20 protein-coding genes are annotated in these 24091 nt (G+C 69.3%); 14 read left to right on the forward strand and 6 right to left on the reverse strand.

Annotated features, from left to right (window positions below; genetic code table 11):
* Window positions 1–19: 19 nt before the first annotated feature.
* Window positions 20–1636: a carboxyl transferase domain-containing protein gene (locus ICC28_RS38830; protein WP_188293579.1), complete on the reverse strand. Its 1617-nt coding sequence runs from the start codon at window positions 1634–1636 to the stop codon at window positions 20–22.
* Window positions 1637–1732: 96 nt separating this feature from the next.
* Here ICC28_RS38830 and ICC28_RS38835 point away from each other — a divergent pair, with 96 nt between their 5' ends.
* The 4 genes from ICC28_RS38835 to ICC28_RS38850 all read left to right on the forward strand — a co-directional run bounded on the left by ICC28_RS38835 (window position 1733) and on the right by ICC28_RS38850 (window position 5088).
* Entirely contained in the window at window positions 1733–2329 is a 597-nt protein-coding gene (locus ICC28_RS38835) for a TetR/AcrR family transcriptional regulator (protein ID WP_188293580.1), read from the forward strand.
* 19 nt (window positions 2330–2348) lie between these two features.
* Window positions 2349–2924, forward strand: coding sequence for a Uma2 family endonuclease (locus ICC28_RS38840; protein ID WP_188293581.1), 576 nt, complete (start codon window positions 2349–2351; stop codon window positions 2922–2924).
* Between the two features lie 98 nt (window positions 2925–3022).
* Window positions 3023–4180 carry an acyl-CoA dehydrogenase family protein gene (locus tag ICC28_RS38845; protein ID WP_188293582.1) on the forward strand — a complete coding sequence of 386 codons (1158 nt, stop codon included), beginning with the start codon at window positions 3023–3025 and terminating at the stop codon, window positions 4178–4180.
* 35 nt (window positions 4181–4215) lie between these two features.
* Window positions 4216–5088 carry an acyl-CoA thioesterase gene (locus ICC28_RS38850; RefSeq protein ID WP_188293583.1) on the forward strand — a complete coding sequence of 291 codons (873 nt, stop codon included), beginning with the start codon at window positions 4216–4218 and terminating at the stop codon, window positions 5086–5088.
* A 16-nt stretch (window positions 5089–5104) separates the two neighbouring features.
* Here the strand turns inward: ICC28_RS38850 and ICC28_RS38855 are convergent, their stop codons facing one another.
* Both ICC28_RS38855 and ICC28_RS38860 read right to left on the reverse strand, forming a co-directional pair.
* On the reverse strand, window positions 5105–5893 hold the full coding sequence (locus ICC28_RS38855) for a phosphatase (protein ID WP_188293584.1): 789 nt from the start codon (window positions 5891–5893) through the stop codon (window positions 5105–5107).
* Window positions 5894–5996: 103 nt separating this feature from the next.
* Window positions 5997–7640, reverse strand: coding sequence for a PucR family transcriptional regulator (locus ICC28_RS38860; protein ID WP_188293585.1), 1644 nt, complete (start codon window positions 7638–7640; stop codon window positions 5997–5999).
* A 277-nt stretch (window positions 7641–7917) separates the two neighbouring features.
* Between ICC28_RS38860 and speB the strand changes: the two genes are divergently transcribed.
* Both speB and ICC28_RS38870 read left to right on the forward strand, forming a co-directional pair.
* Window positions 7918–8886, forward strand: a complete 969-nt coding sequence (gene speB, locus ICC28_RS38865) for an agmatinase (protein ID WP_186287739.1) — start codon at window positions 7918–7920, stop codon at window positions 8884–8886.
* Complete coding sequence (locus tag ICC28_RS38870) at window positions 8883–10571, forward strand: thiamine pyrophosphate-binding protein (RefSeq protein WP_188293586.1); 1689 nt, start codon at window positions 8883–8885, stop codon at window positions 10569–10571. The genes speB and ICC28_RS38870 overlap by 4 nt, the downstream gene beginning before the upstream one ends.
* 1 nt (window position 10572) lies before the next feature.
* Here the strand turns inward: ICC28_RS38870 and ICC28_RS38875 are convergent, their stop codons facing one another.
* Entirely contained in the window at window positions 10573–11376 is an 804-nt protein-coding gene (locus ICC28_RS38875) for an endonuclease I family protein (RefSeq protein WP_188293587.1), read from the reverse strand.
* Window positions 11377–11799: 423 nt separating this feature from the next.
* On the opposite strand from ICC28_RS38875, the gene ICC28_RS38880 reads away from it, so the two are divergent.
* The 4 genes from ICC28_RS38880 (at window position 11800) to ICC28_RS38895 (ending at window position 17652) form a co-directional block, all read left to right on the forward strand.
* Complete coding sequence (locus tag ICC28_RS38880) at window positions 11800–13053, forward strand: AAA family ATPase (protein ID WP_188293588.1); 1254 nt, start codon at window positions 11800–11802, stop codon at window positions 13051–13053.
* On the forward strand, window positions 13053–13730 hold the full coding sequence (locus ICC28_RS38885) for an RloB family protein (protein WP_188293589.1): 678 nt from the start codon (window positions 13053–13055) through the stop codon (window positions 13728–13730). The genes ICC28_RS38880 and ICC28_RS38885 overlap by 1 nt, the downstream gene beginning before the upstream one ends.
* 123 nt (window positions 13731–13853) lie before the next feature.
* Complete coding sequence (locus ICC28_RS38890; protein ID WP_188293590.1) at window positions 13854–16454, forward strand: type I restriction-modification system subunit M; 2601 nt, start codon at window positions 13854–13856, stop codon at window positions 16452–16454.
* Complete coding sequence (locus ICC28_RS38895; RefSeq protein WP_188293591.1) at window positions 16444–17652, forward strand: restriction endonuclease subunit S; 1209 nt, start codon at window positions 16444–16446, stop codon at window positions 17650–17652. The genes ICC28_RS38890 and ICC28_RS38895 overlap by 11 nt, the downstream gene beginning before the upstream one ends.
* Window positions 17653–17773: 121 nt before the next feature.
* Here the strand turns inward: ICC28_RS38895 and ICC28_RS38900 are convergent, their stop codons facing one another.
* Window positions 17774–17995, reverse strand: a complete 222-nt coding sequence (locus ICC28_RS38900) for a DUF397 domain-containing protein (protein ID WP_188293592.1) — start codon at window positions 17993–17995, stop codon at window positions 17774–17776.
* Window positions 17988–18782, reverse strand: coding sequence for a helix-turn-helix domain-containing protein (locus ICC28_RS38905; RefSeq protein WP_188293593.1), 795 nt, complete (start codon window positions 18780–18782; stop codon window positions 17988–17990). The genes ICC28_RS38900 and ICC28_RS38905 overlap by 8 nt, the downstream gene beginning before the upstream one ends.
* A 163-nt stretch (window positions 18783–18945) precedes the next feature.
* On the opposite strand from ICC28_RS38905, the gene ICC28_RS38910 reads away from it, so the two are divergent.
* The 4 genes from ICC28_RS38910 (at window position 18946) to ICC28_RS38925 (ending at window position 24082) form a co-directional block, all read left to right on the forward strand.
* Window positions 18946–19278: a hypothetical protein gene (locus tag ICC28_RS38910; protein WP_188293594.1), complete on the forward strand. Its 333-nt coding sequence runs from the start codon at window positions 18946–18948 to the stop codon at window positions 19276–19278.
* Window positions 19275–19616 (forward strand): hypothetical protein, encoded by a 342-nt coding sequence (locus tag ICC28_RS38915; protein WP_188293595.1) that lies wholly within the window; start codon window positions 19275–19277, stop codon window positions 19614–19616. The genes ICC28_RS38910 and ICC28_RS38915 overlap by 4 nt, the downstream gene beginning before the upstream one ends.
* A 117-nt stretch (window positions 19617–19733) precedes the next feature.
* On the forward strand, window positions 19734–23294 hold the full coding sequence (locus ICC28_RS38920; protein WP_188293596.1) for a type I restriction endonuclease subunit R: 3561 nt from the start codon (window positions 19734–19736) through the stop codon (window positions 23292–23294).
* 5 nt (window positions 23295–23299) lie between these two features.
* Window positions 23300–24082 carry a M48 family metallopeptidase gene (locus ICC28_RS38925; RefSeq protein ID WP_188293597.1) on the forward strand — a complete coding sequence of 261 codons (783 nt, stop codon included), beginning with the start codon at window positions 23300–23302 and terminating at the stop codon, window positions 24080–24082.
* Window positions 24083–24091 lie beyond the last annotated feature (9 nt).

Here is a 24091-nt window from a genome sequence, read left to right on the forward strand (position 1 = left end):
GGTCATCGGTAAGAGCCCCTCACATCCGGAAGACGCCGAACTGGGGGTCACCCAGGGGCGCGTTGGCGCAGGCCGTCAGTGCCAGGCCCAGCACCTGGCGGGTCTCCAGGGGGTCGATGACCCCGTCGTCCCACAGGCGGGCCGTGGCGTAGTAGGCGTTGCCCTGGCGCTCGTACTGCTGCCGGATCGGCGCCTTGAAGGTCTCTTCCTCCTCCGCCGCCCACGCCTCGCCCCGCGCTTCGAGCTGGTCGCGCTTGACGGTGGCGAGGACGGAGGCGGCCTGCTCGCCGCCCATGACGGAGATCTTGGCGCTCGGCCACATCCACAGGAAGCGGGGGGAGTAGGCGCGGCCGCACATCGAGTAGTTGCCCGCGCCGTACGAGCCGCCGATCACGACCGTCAGCTTCGGCACGCGCGTGGAGGCGACGGCCGTGACCATCTTGGCACCGTGCTTGGCGATGCCCCCGGCCTCGTAGTCCCGGCCGACCATGAATCCGGAGATGTTCTGCAGGAACACCAGCGGGATGCCCCGCTGGTCGCACAGCTCGATGAAGTGGGCGCCCTTCTGGGCGGACTCCGAGAACAGGATGCCGTTGTTGGCGACGACGCCGACCGGGTGGCCGTGGATCCGGGCGAAGCCGGTGACCAGGGTCTGCCCGAACTCGGCCTTGAACTCCGCGAACCGGGAGCCGTCGACCACGCGCGCGATGACCTCGCGCACGTCGTAGGGGGTGCGGGAGTCCACGGGCACGGCGCCGTAGAGCCCGGCCGGGTCGACCTTCGGCTCGACGGCCGCCCGCACCTCCCAGGGCAGCGCCCCGCGCGCGGGAAGCGTGGAGACGATGGTCCGGACGATCCGCAGGGCGTGCGCGTCGTCCTCCGCGAGATGGTCGGTGACGCCCGACACGCGCGCGTGGACCTCGCCGCCGCCCAGCTCCTCGGCCGTGACGACCTCGCCGGTGGCCGCCTTCACCAGCGGGGGGCCGCCGAGGAAGATCGTGCCCTGGTTGCGGACGATGACGGCCTCGTCGCTCATGGCCGGGACGTACGCCCCGCCGGCCGTGCACGAGCCGAGGACGGCCGCGATCTGCGGGATCCCCGCGCCGGACATCCGGGCCTGGTTGTAGAAGATCCGCCCGAAGTGCTCGCGGTCGGGGAAGACCTCGTCCTGCATGGGCAGGAAGGCGCCCCCGGAGTCGACCAGGTACAGACACGGCAGCCGGTTCTCCAGGGCCACCTCCTGGGCGCGGAGGTGCTTCTTGACGGTCATCGGGTAGTACGTGCCGCCCTTGACGGTGGCGTCGTTGGCGACGATCACGCACTCGCGCCCGCTGACCCGGCCGATCCCGGCGATCACCCCGGCCGCCGGCGCCTGGCCGTCGTACAGCCCGTCGGCGGCCAGCGGCGCCAGCTCCAGGAAGGGCGAACCGGGGTCGAGGAGGGTGTCGACACGGTCGCGCGGGAGCAGCTTCCCGCGCGCGGTGTGCCGGGCGCGCGCCTTCTCGCCGCCGCCGAGCCGGGCCGCGGCGAGCTTGCCGCGCAGCTCCTCGACGAGCGCGCGGTGCGCTTCCTCGTTGGCCCGCCAGGCCTCCGACGCGGGATCTGCCGCGCTGTGAAGCTCCGGTGCCTCGAACATCCTGCGGTCCCCTCACCAGTGGTCGACCAGTTAATGAGCGTTAACGCATTTCCTTCAGGTTAACGACCGCTAACCTCCCTGTCTAGAATTGCTTCCATGGCCACCAGAACCGACGCCCCCACCCGCCGCGAGCAGATCCTCAAGGAGGCCGCGCGGCTCTTCGCCGAGCGCGGCTTCCACGGTGTCGGCGTCGACGAGATAGGCGCCGCGGTCGGTATCAGCGGGCCCGGCCTCTACCGGCACTTCGCGGGCAAGGACGCCATGCTGGCGGAGCTGCTGGTGGGGATCAGCGGCCAGCTCCTGACCGGCGCGAAGCGGCGTCTCGCCGAGGCCGACGGGGCGGGTCCGGACGAGATCCTCGACTCCCTCATCGAGGGCCACATCGACTTCGCGCTCGACGACCGCCCTCTGATCACCCTGCACGACCGCGAGCTGGACCGCCTGCGCGACAGCGACCGCAAGCTGGTCCGCCAGCTCCAGCGGCAGTACGTGGAGCTGTGGGTGGACGTGGTCCGCAAGGTCTACCCGGAGCTCGCGGAGCCGACGGCCCGCTCGGCGGTGCACTCGGTCTTCGGCCTGCTGAACTCGACCCCGCACCTGGGGCGGCCGGGGTCCCTGCCGGGGCGGGGGACGACGGCGGAACTGCTGCATCGGATGGCGCGGGGGGCGTTCGGGGCGGCGGGGGTGGAGTAGTCCTCGGTACCCTCGGGCCGTGGAGTACGCGAAGATGCGCGCCATTGCCGAGCGGCTCGGGGCCCATGCGGAGAGCCTTGAAGGGGCCTGGGTCGCCGAGATCGGCCCCGCAGGCCCGGTCCTGGCCATGAGGCGCAGCTCGAAGCGCCATGCGGGCACGGTGCACCGCATCCGCAACCAGCTCGACGAGCAGCTCGTCACGACTCATCGCGGCTACATCTGTGCGAACGGCCCTCTGGTCGAGCACCCGTCGATCGGCCGTATGCGGTGCCCGGACGCCGTGGTCATCCCGGAGGGGGTGCTCGACGAGGAGGGTCTCGCCGTTGACGCGGCGCAGGTGCTCGCCGTCGTCGAGGTCGTCCCGCCGTCCGGCCCGGACGGCGGCTGCGGGGACAGGCTCGGGGAGTACGCCGCCATGGGGATTCCCCACTGCATGATCGTCGGCCCCCGCACCGGCACCATCGAGGTCCACTCCGACCCGTGCAGGGCCGGCTACGGCCGCAAGGACCCGTACATCTTCGGGGACTCGGTGCCCTTTGGGCCGTGGACGGTGGAGACATCCGCGTTCCGCCGGTACGGCACGTCGGGTGAGTGACGAGCGTTACGGCGCTGTACATCTGGACGCCTGTGGATACCCGCCGGTACGGTTGAGTGAGCAAGCGCTTAGATATTCGTAGGCGGAGGAGGGCGGCCGTGCGCCGTACTGTGTTCAACGAGGACCACGAGGCGTTCCGGGAGACCATCCGCGCCTTCATCGAGGCCGAGGTCGTACCCGTGTACGACGAATGGTTCGCGGCGGGCCAGGCCCCGCGCGACTTCTACTACAAGCTCGGCGAGCTGGGCATCTTCGGCATCAACGTGCCCGAGGAGTTCGGCGGCGCCGGCCTGGACACGCACAAGTTCGAGGCCGTCCTCTACGAGGAGACCGCGCGCGCGGGCGTCCAGTTCGGCGGCTCCGGCGTGCACGTCCTGCTCGCCCTGCCCTACATCAAGATGCTCGCCACCGACGAGCAGAAGAAGCGCTACCTGGAGAAGTTCGTCTCCGGCGAGGAGATGTGGGCGCTCGCCATGACCGAGCCGGGCACCGGCTCCGACCTCGCGGGCATGAAGACCACCGCCAAGCTCTCCGAGGACGGCACGCACTACGTCCTCAACGGCGCCAAGACCTTCATCACCGGCGGCGTCCACGCCGACCGCGTCATCGTCTGCGCCCGCACCGCCGCGCCCACGGCCGAGGACCGCCGCCACGGCATCTCCCTGTTCGCCGTGGACACCAAGTCCGAGGGCTACTCCATCGGCCGCAAGCTCGACAAGCTCGGCCTGCGCACCTCCGACACCGCCGAGCTGGCCTTCGTCGACGTCAAGGTCCCGGTCGAGGACCTGCTCGGCGAGGAGAACAAGGGCTTCTACTACCTCGGCCAGAACCTCGCCTCCGAGCGCTGGGGCATCGCCTTCGGCGCCTACGCGCAGGCCAAGGCCGCCGTCCGGTTCGCCAAGGAGTACGTCCAGGAGCGCACCGTCTTCGGCAAGTCCGTCGCCTCCTTCCAGAACACCAAGTTCGAGCTGGCCGCCTGCCAGGCCGAGGTGGACGCCGCCGAGGCCGTCGCCGACCGCGCCCTGGAGGCCCTGGACGCCGGTGAACTCACCGCAGCCGAGGCCGCCAGCGCCAAGCTGTTCTGCACCGAGGTCGCGCACCGCGTCATCGACCGCTGCCTCCAGCTGCACGGCGGCTACGGCTTCATGAACGAGTACCCCATCGCCCGCCTGTACGCGGACAACCGCGTCAACCGCATCTACGGCGGCACCAGCGAGATCATGAAGTCGATCATCGCCAAGGACATGGGTCTGTAAGGTCCCGGAAAACACTGGCCGGTACAACCATCACCATGAGCCAGGCACTACAGGATCTCCTCGATCTGCTCGACCTGGAGCAGATCGAGGAGAACATCTTCCGCGGCCGGTCCCGGTCCGCCGTCGTCCCCCGCGTCTTCGGCGGGCAGGTCGCGGCCCAGGCCCTCGTCGCCGCCGGACGCACGGTCCCCGAGGACCGGCTCGCCCACTCCCTGCACGCGTACTTCCTGCGCATGGGGGACCCGGGCGCGCCCATCGTCTACACCGTCGACCGCATGAACGACGGCCGCTCCTTCACGGCCCGCCGGGTCGTCGCGGTCCAGCACGGACAGCCGATCTTCGCGCTCTCCGCCTCCTTCCAGACGTACGAGGAGGGCTTCGACCACCAGACCCCGATGCCGGACGCCCCCGACCCCGTCACGCTCCCCACCTCCGAGGAGCGGCTGCGCGGCTACGGACACCTCGCCCCCGAGGTCGTCGAACGGTTCCTGGAGGCACGCGCCGCCGTCGACCTCCGCTATGTCGACGAACCCCCCTACGGCCGCTTCGGCGAGCCGCGCGAACCGCACTCCCAGGTCTGGTTCCGCGCCAACGGCAAGCTCGGCGACGACCCCCTGCTGCACGTCGTCCTCGCCACCTACGTCTCCGACATGACCCTGCTCGACTCGGTCCTGCTCGCCCACGGGCGCGGCGGATGGGCCGTGGGCGACGTGGTCGGGGCCTCCCTGGACCACGCGATGTGGTTCCACCGCCCCTTCCGCGCCGACGAGTGGCTCCTCTACGACCAGGAGTCCCCGTCCGCCTCCGCGGGCCGCGGCCTCGGCCAGGCCCGCATCTACACGCAGGACGGCCGGCTCGCCGTCACGGTGATCCAGGAAGGCGTGGTCCGCAGCCCCCGGGAGCGTTGAGGGGGCCGCAGCGGCCCTACGCCAGCCCCGCCTCCGCCAGGAGATACGCCGTCATCGGGTCGTAGTAGCGCGGGCTGAGGACATGGTCGTCCAGCGGAACCGCGACCTGGAGGGTGCCCTCGGACTCGGCGAGGAAGAGGGCCGGGTCGTTGCAGTCGGCGTACCCGACGGAGTCCACGCCGTGCTGACCGGCGTAGCCCGCCCAGCCGTGGTCGGCGACGACCAGGTCGGGCAGCGGGGCGCCGAGCCGCTCCAGGGCCGTGAGGATGGCCTTCATCGGCTCGCCCGAGTGGGTGTGCCACAGCGTGGCGCCGTGCTCCAGCACCGCCACGTCCGCGAACTGCATGACGTACCCCTCGTCCGTCTGCAGCCCGTCCGGGATGACCACGATCTCGCAGCCGGCCGTGCGCAGGGCGGCGGCGGTGGCGCGGTGCACGTCGAGGAGGCCGCCGGGATGGCCGGTGGCGAACAGCACCCGCTGACCGCCGTCGGCCGCCTTGCGCAGCCGGCCCGCCAGCCGCTGCAGGGCGTCGACCGTCAGCTCGGGGTCGATGGTGTCCTGGCCGAAGCGGTACTCGGGATCGTCGTTCACACCGACCCGCTCCGCCATCACCGCGAGCACGTCCTGCTCGTCGGTCCAGCGGTCGCCGAGCTCCAGGCCGAGCCAGAAGTTGCGGTCGCCGTTCGCGAGCTTGCGGTAGTGGGAGAGGTTGTTCTCGCGGGGCGTGGCTACGGCGCCCGCGATACGGGTCCTGACGAGGTGTTCGACGAGCTCGGCGCGGCTGGGTGTCCCGGGTATCGGCATGTGTCCCATTGTGAGGCAGACGCCGGTGGGCGTGCCGGGTGTCCCGGCCGCTGGGACGCGGGTCACTCGGGCGGGGTGACGCGCGCGGGTCGCTCGCGCGCGGTCATTTCCGTAGCGCGAACCAGAGTTCCATGCGTACGTCCGGGTCGTCGAGGTCGGTGTCCAGCAGCGCCGCGCATTTCGCGATGCGCTGGCGGACGGTGTTGCGGTGCACGGACAGGGCGACCGCGGTGCGGTCCCAACTGCCGTGCAGCGAGAGCCAGGTGCGCAGGGTGTCGACGAGTGCGGGGGAATCGGCGACCGGCGCGAGGAGGGTACGCGCGTGTGCCTCGGCCTCGTCGCGCGGGACCAGGTCGGTGAGGGCGGCCCGGACGCGGTGGCGGACGAGCGGGGCGCGGGTCGCCCGGGCGCGGGCCAGGGCGCGGGCGGCCTGCCGGTCGGCGGCCGGCCACTGCGCCGGTTGCGCGGCGTCGCTCACCCCCAGGGTCCAGCCGGGTTGGGGGGCCGGTTCGCGCTCGGCGGGGACGAGGACGCGTACGACGTCGTCGGCCAGGTCGACGAGGGGGGAGCCGAGCGCCGTACCGAGGGCGGAGGCGGCGACGGCGTCGGGAGCGGTACGGGCGGCGGGGTGGGCGTGCACCACGTGCCAGGCGCCGGTACCGAGGAGCGGCGCCACCTCGTGCGGGGCAGCGCCCAGGAGCATGCGCACCAGCGCGGAGGAGCGGGCCGCGTCCGTGCCGCTGACCTGCTCGCCGGCGAGGAGGGAGCCGGTGAGCAGGGAGAGGAGGACGGCGGCGACGGAGGCGATCGTGTGGTCGGACGGGTCCCGGCGGGGTGCGGCCACCGCGAGGACGAACCCGCTGCCGTGGCCCGGGGCGAGGGCGTACGCGGCCAGGTGGCTGCCGGCGACGGTGTCGGTCGCGGTGGCGGAGGAACGGCCGGTCACGACCCGCGCGAGCGCGGCCAGCCCTGCGCTCACGGCGTCGGTCTGGTGGTGTGCTGTGTTTGCGGTGTCGGTCTGTTGGCGTGCTGTGTTTGCGGCGTTGGTCTGTTGGTGTGCTGTGTTTGCGGCGTCGGTCTGCTGGCGTGCTGCGATTACGGCGTCGGTCCGCTGTCGTCCCGCGTTCACCGCGTCGCCCTGCTGTCGCCCCGCCTCGGCGAGGAGCCCGCCGTCCGGCCCGAACAGCACCGCCCGCCCCCCGACCCGCCGGGCCAGCTGCCGCAGCACCGACGGCACCGGGTCCGGGCGGGAGGCCGCCGCGGCCAGGCTCTGCTGGGCCTCGGTGACGCGGCGCAGTTCGGCGTGCCGGGCCTGTGCCATGAGCTGCCAGACCGCCCGCGCGACGCCCGCGAAGGGGGTCTGCGGGGGCACCTCCAGCAGCGGCAGGCCCTGCGCCTCGCAGGCCGCGACCAGCGCCGGCGGCACCGCCTCGTGCACCGGCGCAAGGCCGAAGCCGAGGGCCGCGCCGCCCGCCGCGACGATCCGGGAGACGTAGTCGTCGAAGGAGGCGTCCGAGCCCTCGGTCCCGGCGATGTGCACCCCGGCGGTCAGCAGCAGCTCGCCGCCCAGGAGGTACGGGTACGGGTCCGCCATCTCCGAGGCGTGCGCCCAGTGGATCACCACGGCGGGGCCGGTCGGCCCGGCGATCTGACGCAGGGCGAGGTCCTCACGCGCCAGCAGCGCCGAGAGCGGCACCGGGGGTGTGGGAGGAGCGGCGGGGGCCGGCGCGGCGGCCGCGGTGGACATGCTGGACGGTTCCTCCATTCTTCCCGGCGGGAATGGATGAAACGTACACTTCGCACTGGCTGCCGGGCCACCTAGGGTCGAAGCTGGTCACCCGCGTAGAACGGCACGGACCAGGGCAAGCCGAGGGCTGAACACCCACGGTCACACGCCGAGGGCTGAACACCCACGGTCACACGCCAAGGGCCGACCACCACAAGGCCAACCGCAAGGGCCGATCACCACAAGGCCACACCAGGGCCGACCACCACCCAAGGGCCAACAAGAAAGGCATCCGACCATGAGCAGCAACGAGACGCCCCGCGGCCCCGTCGACTCCTCCCGCATCCCGCGGTACGCCGGACCCGCGACCTTCGCCCGGCTGCCGCGCCTGGACGAGGTCGGCACCGCGGACGTCGCCGTGGTCGGCGTGCCCTTCGACTCGGGCGTCTCGTACCGGCCGGGCGCCCGCTTCGGCGGCAACGCCATCCGTGAGGCCTCCCGGCTGCTGCGCCCGTACAACCCCGCGCAGGACGCCTCCCCGTTCGCCCTCGCCCAGGTGGCGGACGGCGGCGACATCGCCGTGAACCCGTTCAACATCAACGAGGCCGTCGAGACGATCGAAGCCGCCGCCGACGACCTCCTCGGCACCGGCGCCCGCCTGATGACCCTGGGCGGCGACCACACCATCGCGCTGCCGCTGCTGCGTTCGGTGGCGAAGAAGCACGGCCCGGTCGCCCTGCTCCACTTCGACGCCCACCTCGACACCTGGGACACCTACTTCGGCGCCGAGTACACCCATGGCACCCCCTTCCGCCGCGCCGTCGAGGAGGGCATCCTCGACACCTCCGCCCTCTCCCACGTCGGCACCCGCGGCCCGCTCTACGGCAAGCAGGACCTCACCGACGACGAGAAGATGGGCTTCGGCATCGTCACCTCCTCGGACGTCTACCGCCGCGGCGCCGACGAGATCGCCGACCAGCTGCGCCAGCGCATCGGGGACCGCCCGCTCTACATCTCCATCGACATCGACTGCCTCGACCCGGCCCACGCCCCCGGCACCGGCACCCCCGAGGCGGGCGGCATGACCTCCCGCGAGCTGCTGGAGATCCTCCGCGGCCTCGCCTCCTGCAACCTGGTCTCCGCTGACGTCGTCGAGGTCGCGCCCGCGTACGATCACGCGGAGATCACGTCGGTGGCCGCGTCCCACACGGCGTACGAACTGACCACGATCATGTCCCGTCAGATTGCAGAGGCACGCGCGAAGTGACCCACGACCACGACCTGGTGCTCCGCCCCACCGCCGCCCAAACGGAGGCCGCCCTGAACCCTCCGCCGGGCCGCATCGGCGGAGACCTGGTCGTGGAGACGCTGGCGGGCCTCGGCGCGACGACCGTCTTCGGCCTGCCCGGCCAGCACGCCCTCGGCATGTTCGACGCGCTGCGCCGCTCCGATCTGAGGTACATCGGCCTGCGCGTGGAGAACAACGCCGGGTTCGCGGCGGACGCGTACGGCCGGATCACCGGCGAGGCCGCGCCCCTGCTCCTGTCGACGGGGCCGGGGGCGCTGACCTCACTGGCGGCGCTCCAGGAGGCGGCGGCCGCCTCGGCCCCGGTGCTGGCGATCAGCAGCCAGATCCCCACGGCAGGGCTCGGCGGTGGCCGCCACGGCTACCTGCACGAACTCCCCGACCAGGCGGCCTCGTTCCGCGGCGTGGTGAAGTCCGTCCACACGGTCCGCGCCCAGTCCCAGATCCCGTCCGCGATCGAGGCGGCCTGGAAGTCGGCGCTGAGCGCCCCGCACGGCCCGGTGTGGGTGGAGATCCCGCAGGACGTGCTGCTGGCCCCGACCTCGCTCCCGGTGGTGACGGGCGGCGACGCCTTCCCCGAGGAACTGCCGCCGCGCCCCGAACTGACGGCGGTCGCCGCCGATCTGCTCTCCAGGGCCTCCCGCCCGGCGATCATCGCGGGCGGGGGAGTGGTACGGGCGGACGCGAGCGGCAAGCTGCGGCAGCTCGCCGAACTGCTGCAGGCCCCCGTGGTCACCACCCCCGGCGGCAAGGGCGCGTTCCCGTGGACCCACCCGCTGTCCCTCCAGTCGTGGCTGGAGGACCGGCACACCACCGACTTCCTGGAGGACGCGGACGTACTCCTGGTGGTCGGCTCCGGCCTCGGCGAACTCTCCTCGAATTACCACACGTTCAAGCCGCGCGGCCGGGTCGTCCAGATCGAGGCGGACCTGGGCAAACTGGAGTCCAACCATCCGGCGCTCGGCATCCACGCGGATGCCCGCCTGGCGCTCCAGGCGCTGCTGGAGACGGCGTCGCGCCGGGAGGACCCGACGGCGCCGGAACGGGTGCGGGAGCTGCTGTCCCGAGTCGGTGAGCGCATCGCCGCCCAGGAACTCACCCTGGAACAGCAGGTGCTGGCGTCGGTCCGCAAGGCCCTGCCCGCCGACTCCCCGTCCTTCTGGGACATGACCATCCTGGCCTACTGGGCCTGGTCCGCCTTCGACGCCAAGGGCCCCAACCACATGCACTCGGCCCAGGGCGCCGGCGGCCTCGGCTACGGCTTCCCGGCGGCGCTGGGCGCGGCGGCCGCGGACCCGACCCGGCCGGTGCTGGCCGTGTCGGGCGACGGCGGGGCGCTGTACTCCGTCGCCGAACTGGCGACGGCGAAGCAGTACGACCTTCCGGTGACGTGGCTCATCGTCGACGACGGCGGCTACGGCATCCTCCGCGAGTACATGACGGACGCCTTCGGCACGACCGCGGGGACCGAGCTGGTCCGGCCGGACTATGTGGCGCTGGCCGAGTCGTTCGGCGTCCCGGGGGTACGTACGACCCCCGAGACGCTGGAGGCCGACCTGGCCAAGGCGCTGCGCGAGCCCGGCCCCTCGGTGGTCGTCCTCCCGGCGGTGCTGCGGATGTTCGCGCCCACGCACCTCGACGGCTGACCTACCAGATCGCCTCGACCCACTCCGGGTGGTCGATGAACGGGTTCCGGTTGCCCTGGTAGTTCGAGTAGATGAGGTCGTTGCGGCGCTCCTCGAAGGCGTCCGGCGGGTCCATGTCGTTCCAGGCCTTCAGGACGGAGAGGCGGCCGTGGAAGGGGACGCTGCCGTTGCTGACCGACTCGTTGGGCTCCAGGTTCGGCCAGCCGTCGTTGCCCTCGTAGCGGACGGCCATGTAGAGGATCATGCGGGCCACGTCGCCCTTGACGGCGTCGCGCGGCTCGAAGGAGTTGGAGTCGGTCAGGCTGCCGCCGGAGTTGGTGAAGCCGCTTCCGCCGTTGTCGAAGTCCTTGTTGCCGCGGATGGCGTTGACCTGGACGTCCTCGGGGCGCAGGTGGTGCAGGTCGGTGCCCGGACCGGTCGAGGTGCCGAAGTCGCCGTGGGACTTGGCCCAGACGTGCTCACGGTTCCAGTCGCCGACGTCGCCGCCGTTGAGTGACTTGCTGCGTGAGATGCCCGAGTACAGCAGGACGACGTTGCCGCTGTTGTTCGGGTCCTGGTCGGTGACCTTCAGCGCCTCCCAGACGGCGGAGTACGAGATCTTCGTCTGCGGCTTGATGATCGTGTGCAGCGAACTCTTCAGGCTCGTGCCGGTCTTGCCGATCGCGTTCTTGTAGTACGTGCTGTCGTACGCGGTCGTGGTGGCCGCGGCCGGGGTCGCGGTGAGCGCCGGGGCGGTGAGTCCGACCATCACGGCCGACACGGCCAGCGCCAGGGACTTCCAACGGCGTATGGATCTCACGGGCATCGGGGAGTGTCCGTTCTACGCGAGTGGAACGAGGGGGACATCCGGGAGAGTGACATGCACATGTAGCCGTGTAAATGGATGGCGCGTGTCCATCGGGTGACGGGAAACGGCAAATCAGCCGTTGTCTACGCGAGTTGACACCTCACGTGACCGGAGTGCGGGCGATGACCAGGGCGGCCACGGTCGCCGCGCCGTGGCCCCACACCCGTTTCGCGGACGCCCCGGATCGCCGCCGGCGCGATCAGCACCATCTGGCAAGGACGACGACTACGTCGGGGAGGGAGAGTCTCACGGCTCGGAGAGTTGATCACCCATTCGGCCACGCAGACTTTCCGAAGCGGGTATGTTCCCGGAGGTCACGGGCAACCTCAGGTCGGCACTGTCGGTCCCGGCGACTAGTCTGAGCCGCGAGAGGAGGACGGTGTGCTGCTGAGGTTCCGCGTGGCGAACGTACGGTCCTTGCGCGATGAGCAGGAGCTGTCCTTCGTCGTGTCCGACGATGAGACGCGCGCGGCCGTCCGGCAGGTGGAGCTGGCCGGAGGCAGGTCCGTAGGTGTGCTCCCACTGATCGGCATCTTCGGCGCCAACGCCTCGGGCAAGTCGAACGTTCTGGCCGCCTTGGTCGACATGCGCAGCGCGGTCCTTAACTCCTACGCCCGCTGGGCCTCGTACGACGGGATTCCGCGAACGGTCTTCGCCTTGGAGTCCAAGGCAGCGAACGAACCCAGCTTCTTCGAGGTCGACCTCGTCCTGGACGGGGTGCGCTGGACGTACGGGTTCGAGCTGGGTAGGGCACGTGTCGAGGCCGAATGGCTGCACAGTTATCCGCGTGGGCACCGCCAGGTTTGGCTTGACCGGGACGCGTCCCGCGGGGAGGCGTACGAGTGGCCCGGCAGCCGGGTCAAGGACCGGGCGCAGCTCGTCCGGCGGACCCGGCCGAACGCCCTCTTGCTGTCCACAGCAGGTACTGACAACCACCCGCAGTTGTCGCCCCTCTTCCACTGGTTCCGCCGCAACCTATGGCTGATCAACCCGGAGGACGAGCGGACTCAGCGGGAGGCGTTCACCAGGCAGGAGCTGTCCGGGGCCAGAGCCCGGCGCATCGAGGAACTGCTGCGCGTGGCAGATCTCGGCATTACAGGAACCGAAGTCGCCGAGGACGGCCGAGGGCGGCCGACAGTGAAGCTCGTCCATCGCTCAGCTGCTGGCGAGGTGGCATTCGACTGGCAGCAGGAGTCCTTCGGCACCCGTTCCTGGTTCGCGCTGCTGGGCCCCATGCTGCTGGCCCTCGACGAGGGTGCGGTGCTGCTCGTTGACGAGCTGGACGCGAGCCTGCACCCCCGCTTCGCCGCCGAGGTCGTCCGCCTCTTCCACGACCCCTATGCCAACCCGAACGGCGCACAGCTGGCGTTCACCTCGCACGACCCGTCGGTGCTCACCACCCCGAGCGGCGGACGTCTGCTGGAGCCCGGTCAGGTGTGGCTCACGGAGAAGGACAAGGACGGGGCGACGGAGCTCTATCCGCTGACAGCCGCGGAGCCGGGGAAGGACGAGGACCTGATGAAGTCGTACCTGGCCGGCGCGTTCGGTGCCGTCCCTTCGCTTGTGGAGGGCCAGATCGCCAGGCGGCTCCTGGCCGCCCGCGAGTACGGCGAGCACGAGGTGGGGCAGAGCTGATGGCGAGGACGAGGGGGAAGGACTCGCTGGGTCCGGCACAGCGCCGCGGGCGGCGCAAGAGAGTCGTCCACGTCTTCACCGAGGGGCTGGTCACCGAGCCCTCGTACATCGAGATCATCAAGCAGCATGGAGTCCCGGCCGACGCGACGATGACCGTCGAGGTCCGGATAGCGAACACCTCCGCTCCCGGGTCCCAGCGCAAGCCGCTCAAGCTGGTGGAGGCAGCCGTCCGGCTGATGCGGGACGAGACACGGCAGGCGAAGCGCAGTGGACTGGACGAGAAGTACCTGCCGCAGGTGTGGTGCATTTTCGACCGGGACGAGCACGAAGGCATCGAGACGGCGTTGAAGCAGGCCCGGGAAGGGAATGTCCGGGTCGCCTTCTCGCATCCGTGTTTCGAGGTGTGGCGCCTGCTCCACCACAAGCCGGTCACCGGCACGTTCGGCGGGGTGTGCGGCCAGGTGACGACAAGACTGCCCTTCGCGAAGACCTCGAAGGATTCCGCGAACATCAAACTGGTCCTGCCGCACCAGATCACGGGCCGCTACGAGGACGCGAGGAAGCGCGCCCTTCAGATGAACGCACAGCACGGCGACCACGTGTCGCTGCTGCACCGGGACCCATACACCGACGTCCACGAATTCGTGGAGCAGGGCCTCGGAATCGCCTCGTACTGACCGCCTCGGACCGCTCATGAGTCCGTCGGGCGTGAATCGCGATCGACACCGGCAAGCGGATTTCAGCAGAGGACGCACTCGCCGTAGGGTTCCTACGTCACCACAGGACGTTGGGAGTCGTACGTGGCCAAGCTCACGCTCGCGCAGTTGGAGCGGCACCTGTTTGCCGCTGCGGACATCCTCCGCGGCACGATGGACGCCTCTGAATACAAGGACTACATCTTCGGTCTGCTCTTTCTGAAGCGGGCTAACGACGAGTTCGAGGCGGCGCGCGAGCAGATCGAGGAGCAGGCGGCGAGGGAACTCGGCCTCACCGGTGAGATGCTGGCCGGCTACCTGGAGCAGGAGTCGGAGTACAGCGAACGGGATGTGCTGTTCGTGCCGAAGAACGCCCGCTGGAAGTGGGTCTCGTCGGCCACGCACAACATCACCGAGGACCGGCTCCGCCCCGCCCTGCAGGCGCTGGAGGGCCAGAACTCCAAGCTCAAAGGCCTCTTCGACCACCTCGACTTCAACCGCATTGGTGGCTCCGGCGCGGCGGCAGGTGCGGCTAAGCTCGCCGACCAGCGGCTGAAGCTGCTGATCGCGCACTTCGGCCGTGTCCGCTTGCGTACGGACGACTTCGAGTTCCCCGACCTGATCGGTGCGGCCTACGAATACCTGATCAAGGAGTTCGCGGACTCGGCGGGACGCAAGGGCGGCGAGTTCTACACCCCCCGCGCGGTCGTCCGCATGATGGTCGAGCTGCTCGGCCCCCGGCAGGGCATGCGGATCTACGACCCCTGCGTCGGCTCGGGCGGCATGCTCATCCACGCCAAGGAGTACGTCGAGGAGCACGGCGGCGACACCGGCGACATGTTCTTCGCGGGCCAGGACGCCAACAGCGGCTCCTGGATCATGTCGACGATGAACATGGTCCTGCACGGAGTACGGCGCTTCGACCTGAGCACCGGTGACACGCTCGCCGAACCGACGCACGTACCGAAGTCGGACGCGGACCGCTTCGACGGGGTGCTCAGCAACCCGCCGTTTTCCATGGACTACGTTCTGACGGACCTCGCCCACCGGACACAGCGCACGACCTACGGGACGACCAGCGAGCGCGGCAAGGCCGACCTGATGTTCCTCCAGCACATGCTGTGGGAGACGAAGCGTGAGGGTCGCGGTGGCATGGTCATCACCGTCATGCCGCACGGTGTGTTGTTCCGTGGGGGTGGGGAACAGGAGATCCGCACGGCCCTCCTGGAGGAGGACGCGATCGAGGCGGTCATCGGCCTCGCCCCGAACCTCTTCTACGGCACCGGCATCCCCGCCTGCATCCTGGTCCTGCGTCCACCGGGCAAGAAGGATGCGGCGCGGGCGGGCAAGGTGCTGTTCATCAACGCGGACCGTGAGTTCCACGCGGAGCGGGCGCAAAACATCCTGTTGCCGGAGCACGCCGAGAAGATCGTTACGACGTTTCGTTCGTACGCGGAGGTACCGGGCTTCTCCCGGGTGGTCACCCGGGAGGAACTGCGCGAGAACCACGACAACCTCAACATCCGCCGCTACGTGGACAATGCTCCGCCGCCGGAGCCGCAGGACGTGCGGGCGCATCTGGTGGGCGGCATGCCCAGGGCGGAGATCGAGGCGAAGAAGGAACTGCTCGACTCGTACGGGATTGCTCTGACCGACCTGTTCGCGGAGCGGGACCCCGTCGACGAGAAGTACGTGGACTTCCTGCCGGAGGGGCAGCGGCCGGACACGACGCGGCTGGCGGAGCTAGCACTTCCGCGTGAGGAAGCTCAGCGGACGGTGTTCGACAAGTGGTGGGCGGCGGAGGCCCGGCAGTTGGAGGCGGTCGCGGCTACACCGGAGCGCCTGGCCGACACGACACCGTCGGAGCGGAAGGCTGCGCTGATGGAGTTGCGCGGCGCGCTGATGAAGTCGTTCGTGGAAGACCTGGGCGGCGTGGGGCTGCTGGACCGGTACGCCTTGGCGGGCGCGGTGGCCGGCTGGTGGCACGAGGCCAAGTACGACCTGCTCGCGCTGTCGGAGAACGGGTTCGCGGGGGTCGTCGACGGCTGGGTGGAGAACGTCGAGACGATGCTGGCACCGGAACAGGACCCGAAGACGCGGAAGCTGCGGAAACGGACGGCGGCCGAGCGGCGGCAGGCGTACGACCACAAGGTGGTCGCGGCCATCGCCCCGGACTTCCTGGAGGAGCTGGCGGCGGCGGATGCGCGGAAGGCAGACCTGGACGCGCGGTGGAAGGAACTGAACGCCGAGCCGGAGTCCTCGGAGGACGGTGAGAGCGACGAAGGTGACGGGGCCGCTGTCACACGCGAGGAAGTCGCGCTGAACGCCGAGCAGTTGGCTGAGCTGGCCTCGGTGAAGAAGGAGCGCGCGAAGGTGGGCGCGCTGATCAGGCGGCTTGAGGCGGACTTCTGGTTCGAACGGACTCCGGGTGACCAGCCCAAGCTGGGGGAGGACACACCGAGGTTGTTCCGGGCGCGAGAGGCGCTGGGGCCGGAGGGGGAGCGGCGGGTGGTGCTAGATCTGCTGCGGGGTGACCTTGCCGGGAAGCTCGATGGGCATGTGGTGCGGCGGCGGCGGGAGTTGTCGGAGACCTATGGGGTTTGGGAGGGGAAGTACGCGGTTTCGTTGAGGGAGATTCGGGAGGGGCGGGAGAAGGCGGCGGCGACGTTGGATCGGTTCCTTGAGGAGCTTGGCTATGCGCTCTAACGGTTGGGGGCAGATCCCCCTGGCAGAAGTGCTTGCGGAGCCAATCCGGAACGGCGTCTCTCCTGTGGAAAGCCAGGCCTGGACTGGTGTGAGGATGCTCGGTCTGGGCTGCCTGACTGGCGAAGGTTTTCAGCCGAGCCAGCTCAAGAACGCGCCGTCCGCTACGTACGGCTCGCATTCCGCCCTCTTGCGGGACGGTGATCTCCTGATCAGCCGGGCCAATACGCGGAATCTAGTGGGGTTGGCGGGCATCTATCGTGACGTGGGGGGACCTTGTATTTATCCCGACCTGATGATGCGTTTGCGGACTTCCCCTCGTTACTTGCCCGAGTTTCTGGAGCTGGTGCTGCGTGCTCCACGTATCCGGCAGCGCATTGCGATCATGGCGCAGGGTACGTCTGAGAGTATGGTCAAGATCTCCGGTGGAATGCTTGGTAGTTTGCTGATTCCGGACGTCCCGATTGATGAGCAGCGGCGAATCGTTGAGGTCGTCCGTGTCGTATCGGTACATGAACGTGCTATCGGGGCGTCAATTGCGAAGCTACGAGGCATGAGGCAAGGAGTTTTGTTCGCTTCGATGGCCTCGGCTGATGGTAGGGAGGTGCAACCCGGCTGGACCCGAACGCGTCTGAAGGAAGTCGTCCCCAAGGTCGAATACGGGACTTCGGAAGCGCTCAGTCGAGATTCGCAAGGCATTCCCGTTCTGCGCATGAACAACCTTGAGGACGGTAAGCCGGAACTCTCGGAACTCCGGTACTGCCCAGTGCTCGTACCGCACAGACTCGAACTGCGGCACGGAGACGTCCTGTTCAACCGCACGAACAGCATCGATCACATCGGTAAGTCGGGGATGTGGCGCAGCGAGATTCCGCGTGCCACGTTCGCGTCGTACCTAGTGCGGATTAATCCGGACCCCTCCCGGCTGATCCCTGAGTATCTCGTCGAGTGGCTGATGCATCCCTTGATTCGCCAGCGCGTCCGGTCGATTTCGACTGTCGCAGTCCAGCAGGTAAACGTCAATCCCACGCGGTTGTGCGAGCTGGAGATCGATATGCCGGCGGATCCAACCGAGCAGCGACGGATCGTCGACGCGCTATACGCATGTGACGAGCAGATCGAGGGTGAGCGGGCGGAACTGGCGAAGCTGCGAGCCCTGAAGACGGGACTCGTGGATGATTTGCTGACGGGGCGAGTCTGAGGGTGCTGCTGGGGAGGGCGCCCTTGTAATAGGCGGGTTTGGGCCACTCTGGTCCCCAGCCCAGTTGGTCGCGGCTCTCGGAGCTGGCCCGAATGTGCCAGTTGGTGCCGCTGCTGCATGGTCAGGCCGAGAGTTCGCCGCCCTTGACGGCTGCCACGAACGATGACCAGCCGGGGGCCGGGAAGATCAGCGCGGGGCCGTCGGGGGCCTTGGAGTCACGGACGGGGACGCCGGACGGATATCCGTCCAGGACTTCGACGCAGCTCCCCGACTCGTTCCCGCTGTACGACGACTTGCGCCATCCGCTCAACGCGGAGGAGTCCGAGATGGTGGGCTCAGCCATGGTGTCCGTATTCCTTTGCAATTGCTCTCATCAGGACAAGGGACTCGTGCAGCGGCAGTGCGTCGCTCAGTGCGAGATCGTAGGCGCCCTGCAGCCGCTGGACCACAGCTGGGGAGTCGTGCACCTTGCCGATGGCCAGCCCCTCGCTGTACGCGGCCGGAGGTTGATCCTCGAACCACCACAACGACAGCATGCTCTGCATGAGCGGGTGAACTCCCAAGCCGAGCGGCAGGATGTGAGCGCGCACGCGCTTGGTCTCGACCAACTTGACGATGTACGCGACCTGTTCGGCCATGATCTCGGGGCCGCCGACCGGTCGGCGTAGCACCGTCTCGTCCAGCAGTGCCCACACTACGGGCGTTACTGGGTTGCTGAGGATCTTCGCGCGCTCAAGCCGTGTGACAACGTGCCTGTCACGTTCCTCGTCACTCCGGGGAGGGAACGTCGTGCCCAGTACCGCACGTGCGTACCGCTCTGTCTGAAGGATGCCGGGCACGAAACTCAGCGCGAACTCGCGGATCATCGTTGCCTGCTGTTCGAGTTGGCGCGCCGACTCGAAGTAGTCGGCAATCGTGCCGTCCTCCTGCGGCAGGAAGCTGCTCAGCACATCCCCCGTGTTCAGGGCCTTGTCGAGCCTCCGCGCATCCTCCTTCGACGGCACCCGGCGCCCCGCCTCGATGTGGGCGATGTGCGAACGGGTCATGACCGTCATGTCGGCCAGTTGCTGTTGCGTCAGCCCTGCCGCCTCGCGCTGATGCTTCAGCCAGTCACCGTACGTGTTGGTCATGGCCAACTCCCTTGTGACAAATGCCTGGTCACACTCAACCCCCTGGCGAGCCTAGACCGTGACGTCTCACTCTGTGAACGGATCGCTACAGAACGCGAGACCCCCGCGACCGAGCGACCGGTCCGGGGGCGTGGCCATCAACCATCCCAACGGAGTTGACGACATGAATCACCGTATCGCCCGTCTCTTCGAGCCGCTGCTCCGGCTCCTGCTCCCCGGCTCCGGGCGCCGTCGGCGTACCACGACCACCCCGAAGCCCACAGAGGCACTGACCCGTCACGCACCTGGTCCGACCGCCCACCGCCCCGGCTCCCGCCCTCTCCGCGGTGAGGATCACGCTCTCGTCCGTCCCTACCTCGTCGCCCACGAGCGGCGCGAGGAGGCCCGGCGGCAGCGGGCCCGGCGGCAGCGGGCCCGGCGGCGTGCGCTGTGGCTCGCCGTCCACGGCATCGACGTAGGGCCGCGTGTCATCCACGGAGTCGAGGTGACCGCGTGAAGCAGGGGACGAGCGGGGTGCGGCTGCTGCCCTGGGCGGGCCCGGAAGGCAAGCGCTGCTATCTCCTGACCGACGGAACCGGCTATCTCTCCCGCGTCGCCGACAACGTCGAGAGCGTGCAGTTGGAGATGGCCACCGACCTCCTCGGCCACGCCGCCGACATGCTCGACGATCGGCGGGCCACCCCCGCCCAACTCCGCTTCCTGCTTGCCCGGATGAGCGAGTCGCTGACCGACGTGCACCGGATCGCCGAGAGCCGCGGCGCCCGGCTCCCCGCGCCGGCCTACGAGGTCCCGGACGACCTGCCCGACCTCGACGCCCCCGTGCGGGAAGCCTGAGCCACCCGCCCCGCCCTGCCCGACGCGGCCGAATCCCTCCCCTCCGCCCCGCTCAACGCGCACAATGGATCACTTGAGCGGGCAACGTGGACGGCGGGCGAAGGGCGCGGGCGGGGCATGGTGGTTCAGGTGGAGCGCGAAGAGGCGGAGCGGCCGTTCGTCGACCAGCTCAAGGCCATGGGGTGGACGCATGTCCCGGGGGCGGACGTCGGCACTCTCGACGCCGGTACGCCTCTGCTCGTCGACCGGCTCGACGCCGCCCTGCGACGCATCAACCTCCTCGCAGGCGACCGTATGCCGTGGATGGACGACACCGACGTCGCCCGTTCCATCGCGGAGCTGGCCTCCGTGCCGCTGGGTCAGGGCATCGCCCAGGCCAACTTCGCCGCCACCGACCTGCTGCTCAGCGGACTTGTCCTCACCGCCCCCTCCGCCGCGCACGGTGGTGCCTCCGCCACCGTCCAGTACATCGAGTGGCACCCGGACCACGTGGGGCTCAACGACTTCACCGTCGTCGACCAGCTCCGCGTCAAGAACCGTTCCGGGGACGTGTCCATACTCGACATCGTCCTGTTCGTGAACGGCATCCCGCTCGTCGCCGTCGAGTGCAAGAGCCCCGACCTCGCCGAGCCCGTCCGCAGCGCTGTGCTCGACCTGCGGCACTATGCGGGCGACCCGATCGAGGACGACGAGCGGTCGGGTACGGACCTGCCGCTGCCCGGCGGTGTGCCGGAGCTGTTCCGGACCGTGCAACTGCTCGTCGCCGCCACAGGCGAGACCGCCCAGCTCGGCACCATCACCTCCTCGCCCGACCACTTCCACCCGTGGCGCAGCGTGAGCCCGGAGAGCAACAGCACCCTTCTGTCCGAACTGCCGGATGAGACCCGCAAGCTCACCGAACAGCACAAGCTCGTCGGTGTGGTTCTGCGACCGGCCTCGCTCCTCACCTTCGTACGCCACTATGTGATCCCGCTCCCCGTCGAGACCGACTCCGGCGCCGTGCGGACCGTCAAGGCAGTCGCACGCCATCAGCAGTACCGGGCGGCCGAGAAGGCCGTGCGGAAGCTGCTCACCGGTCGTGCCCGCGGCGGACCTGTCCTCGACGACGAGCGCGGCGGTGTCATCTGGCACACCCAGGGATCCGGCAAGAGCCTCACCATGACCTTCCTGGTGCGCCGAGTCCATCTGCACCCGGTGCTCAGTGAGTTCATGGTCGTCATCGTCACCGACCGTACTCAGCTTCAGGATCAGCTCTCCGAGACGCTGAAACTGAGTGAGTCGGACGTCGAGACCGCCGAGACCCGTACCCAGATGGAGGGGCTGCTGCGGGACGGTGGCCGTCGGGTCGTCTTCGCGATGATCCAGAAGTACGGGGGAGGCTTCACCTTCGCCGCCGAGGCCGAGGGGGACGGCGACGACCGGGACGTCGTAGCCGAGTACAAGGACGCCGAGCGCGCCAGGAAAGGCCGCAAGCGGCGTCAAGAGGCGGCGCCGGTCCCGAAGTTCCCCGAGTGCAACACCTCGTCTGACATCCTCATCCTCGTCGACGAGGCGCACCGCTCGCACACCAGCGTGCTGCACGCGGCCCTGCGCAAGGCCATTCCCAACGCCGCGAAGATCGGGTTCACCGGTACGCCGATCATGACCGGCGAGGCGGCCGACACACGCCGGATCTTCAGCGGCGGGCCGGACAGGGGCTTCCTCGACGAGTACCGCATGGAGGAGGCCGAACAGGACGGTGTCGTCGTCCGGATCCGGTACGAGGGGCGTACCGGCGAGGGCAAGGTTCGGGACAAGCAAGGCCTGGACCGTGCGTTCGAGGATCTGATCCGCGACCGCACGGAAGACGAAAAGGCGACTCTGCTCAACAAGTGGCCCACCGAGCGGGACGTCGCCGAGTCGTGGCCGGTGATCTGCGCCAAGGCCGAGGACATGCTGGAGCACTGGGTGCGCTGGGTGCTGCCCAGCGGCGGGTTCAAGGCCCAGGTCGCGGCCGTCAGCCGGAAGGCCGCCGTCGAGTACCACCATGCGCTGCGCCGGGCGCGTGACGAACTCCTGTCGGAACTGTCGGAGTTCAAGCCCGAGTCTGTCCAGGGGATCCCGCTCAAGGACCTGCCAGAGCGCCTCCGGTACCTTTACCAGGCTTACGAATACCGGGCCCTTCTGCGTCGAATCGACTTCGTGCCCGTCATTTCCCCGGGGGCGGAGCGCAAGCGCCGAAAGTGGCTGCACTGGACCGACCCCAGTCGGCAGAAGGTGTACATCGAGCGTTTTCACGAAGCCTTCCCACAGCTGCCGCCTGAGCCCGACTGGGTCGCCGCGGCGCCCTTCAACGTTCCCGAGCCCGACATCCCGGAGGACGGCCTTGGTGCCGACACCCCGTGGTCGGACATTCCGACCGGTGAGCCAGAGCAAAAGGGGCCGTCTAAGGCCGCAGTCCCCGACCCCGTCCATCCCGAGAGTCCCATCGCCTTCCTGATCGTGAAGTCGATGCTGCTCACCGGCTTCGACGCGCCGCGCGAGCAGGTGCTCTACCTCGACCGGCCGATCCGCGACGCCGAGCTGCTGCAAGCCGTCGCCCGGGTCAACCGGCCCGCGCCGGGCAAGAAGGTCGGCTATGTCGTGGACTACTACGGCGTGTTCGAGCACCTTTCCAGCGCTCTCGCCGACTACCGGAAGACCGACGTCGACGACACCATGCGCAGCCTGTCCGAGGAGGTCGCGGAGCTGACGCCTGCCGCTGATCGGGTCCGCGATTTCCTCGCTGGACACGGCATCACGGACGCGGATCTCACCGACCTCGCCCGGCTGCGCAACGCTGTGCTGTCCTTCGAGGACGAGACCGTCCGCATCGGATTCGACGAAGCGCTCCACGAGTTCCTTGCCGTACTGGAGCGTGTGCTCCCGCACGAAGATGCGCTGGACCATCTGCCGGACGCACGGCGCTGGGGCATGCTGCAGAAGCGCATCCGGCGCCTGTACCGGGATGACACGGGCGGGACTTTCACCTTGCGTCGCTACGGGCGCAAGGTGCGGTCCATGATCGCCGACCATCTGGAGGGACCGGAGATCGAGCAGGTCATCCCGCCCGTATCGCTCACCTCTCCCGCCTTCGACGACATGGTCCGCGAGCTGCCCCCGCGCGAGGCGGCGGCCGAGATGGGGCACGCCCTCCGGTTCCACCTGGAGGAGAGGGTCCGGCGCGCGGACCCGGAGAAGTACGCCAGGCTCTCTCAGCGACTGGAGGAGATTCTCCGGCTGATGCCCGGGCGCTTCGAGGAACAGGTCGAGGAGTTCGAGGCGCTCATCGAGCAGGCCAGGCAGGAGGACGAGGAGGATCCCGCGCTCGCCGGGCTCACCCCGCTGGAACAGCGTGTTCACCGGCTCCTGGACCAGCTCTTGGAGGACACCCCCGGTGTCTCCGGCGGCACGCAGGACATGCGGCCACTGGTGATCGACGTATGCGACACGGCGGCAAGCACCATGTCCAAGGCCTCCTACCAGGGGCAGCACCAGGACATAAACTCGCTGGCCAACGGGATTCAGAACAGACTGATCCGCGGCGGCCTCAGACCCACGACGTCCGACTGGGGGCCGCTCAACGGCATCGCCCAGCGACTCGCCGCGTACGCGGAGGACAACCGGCAGCAGTTCCTGAGCCGGTCGCGGGGAGAATAGGGCGCGTGCCCGCGCTCACCGACCACCACCAGGACCTCTCACCGGTCGACGGTGACTCACTCACCGTCGACGGGCTATTCCTGCGAGTTCGGACAAGCGCCCGCCGCAAGCGCTTCGCGCTCACCGTCGAGCCCGACGCGACACTGATCCTGCATGCACCCGAAGGCCGACCGAAGGCGGAAGCTGAGGGCTTCGTGCGTGCTCACCGCGCCTGGGTCGTGGAGAAGGTCGGCCAGCAGGAGCGGAGTCGCCCGCTGAACCCCACCAAGCAGCTGGCCGAGGGCGAGGTGTTCCGCTACTTGGGGCGGACGTACCGGCTGTCCCTGTCGGACGAGGCGGCAGGTGACGGAAGGGTTCGCCTGGTCGCTGGGCGTCTGGTCATGCCAAAGAGCCAGGCCGCGGACAGGCGGGCAGGGCGCGATGCGCTCGTCGAGTGGTACTGCCGGGCGGGACGCACTTGGGCCGGCAACCGACTCCAGCCTTGGGCGGCCCGCATGGCGGTGGCCGAGCCTGAACTGGAGGTCCGGGACCTGGGGCAGCGGTGGGGTGCGTACCAGCCGGGCCGCGGTGCGAGCAGGCGGGGCCGGATGAGCCTGGGGTGGCAACTGTTCCAGCTGCCCATGCATCTCGTGGACTACGTCATTGCGCACGAACTGGCACACGTCAAGGTGGCAGGGCACCGGGCCGACTTCTGGCGACTGGTGCGGCTGGCACTGCCGGAATACGAACAGCGCCGTACGGAGCTCGATGAGCTGGGACGCCGTATGTGGATGGGGCAGATCCGCTGAGCGCCGCTC

The organism is Streptomyces sp. TRM68416 (assembly GCF_014596915.1).
GTDB lineage: Bacteria > Actinomycetota > Actinomycetes > Streptomycetales > Streptomycetaceae > Streptomyces.

Excerpts from the sequence above, each read along its gene's own strand:
- ICC28_RS38830 (WP_188293579.1), bottom strand. The coding sequence starts at position 1,636 with ATGTTCGAGGCACCGGAGCTTCACAGCGCGGCAGATCCCGCGTCGGAG.
- ICC28_RS38835 (WP_188293580.1), top strand. The coding sequence starts at position 1,733 with ATGGCCACCAGAACCGACGCCCCCACCCGCCGCGAGCAGATCCTCAAG.
- ICC28_RS38850 (WP_188293583.1), top strand. The coding sequence starts at position 4,216 with ATGAGCCAGGCACTACAGGATCTCCTCGATCTGCTCGACCTGGAGCAG.
- ICC28_RS38855 (WP_188293584.1), bottom strand. The coding sequence starts at position 5,893 with ATGCCGATACCCGGGACACCCAGCCGCGCCGAGCTCGTCGAACACCTC.
- ICC28_RS38860 (WP_188293585.1), bottom strand. The coding sequence starts at position 7,640 with ATGTCCACCGCGGCCGCCGCGCCGGCCCCCGCCGCTCCTCCCACACCC.
- speB (WP_186287739.1), top strand. The coding sequence starts at position 7,918 with ATGAGCAGCAACGAGACGCCCCGCGGCCCCGTCGACTCCTCCCGCATC.
- ICC28_RS38875 (WP_188293587.1), bottom strand. The coding sequence starts at position 11,376 with ATGCCCGTGAGATCCATACGCCGTTGGAAGTCCCTGGCGCTGGCCGTG.
- ICC28_RS38885 (WP_188293589.1), top strand. The coding sequence starts at position 13,053 with ATGGCGAGGACGAGGGGGAAGGACTCGCTGGGTCCGGCACAGCGCCGC.
- ICC28_RS38895 (WP_188293591.1), top strand. The coding sequence starts at position 16,444 with ATGCGCTCTAACGGTTGGGGGCAGATCCCCCTGGCAGAAGTGCTTGCG.
- ICC28_RS38900 (WP_188293592.1), bottom strand. The coding sequence starts at position 17,995 with ATGGCTGAGCCCACCATCTCGGACTCCTCCGCGTTGAGCGGATGGCGC.
- ICC28_RS38905 (WP_188293593.1), bottom strand. The coding sequence starts at position 18,782 with ATGACCAACACGTACGGTGACTGGCTGAAGCATCAGCGCGAGGCGGCA.
- ICC28_RS38910 (WP_188293594.1), top strand. The coding sequence starts at position 18,946 with ATGAATCACCGTATCGCCCGTCTCTTCGAGCCGCTGCTCCGGCTCCTG.
- ICC28_RS38920 (WP_188293596.1), top strand. The coding sequence starts at position 19,734 with ATGGTGGTTCAGGTGGAGCGCGAAGAGGCGGAGCGGCCGTTCGTCGAC.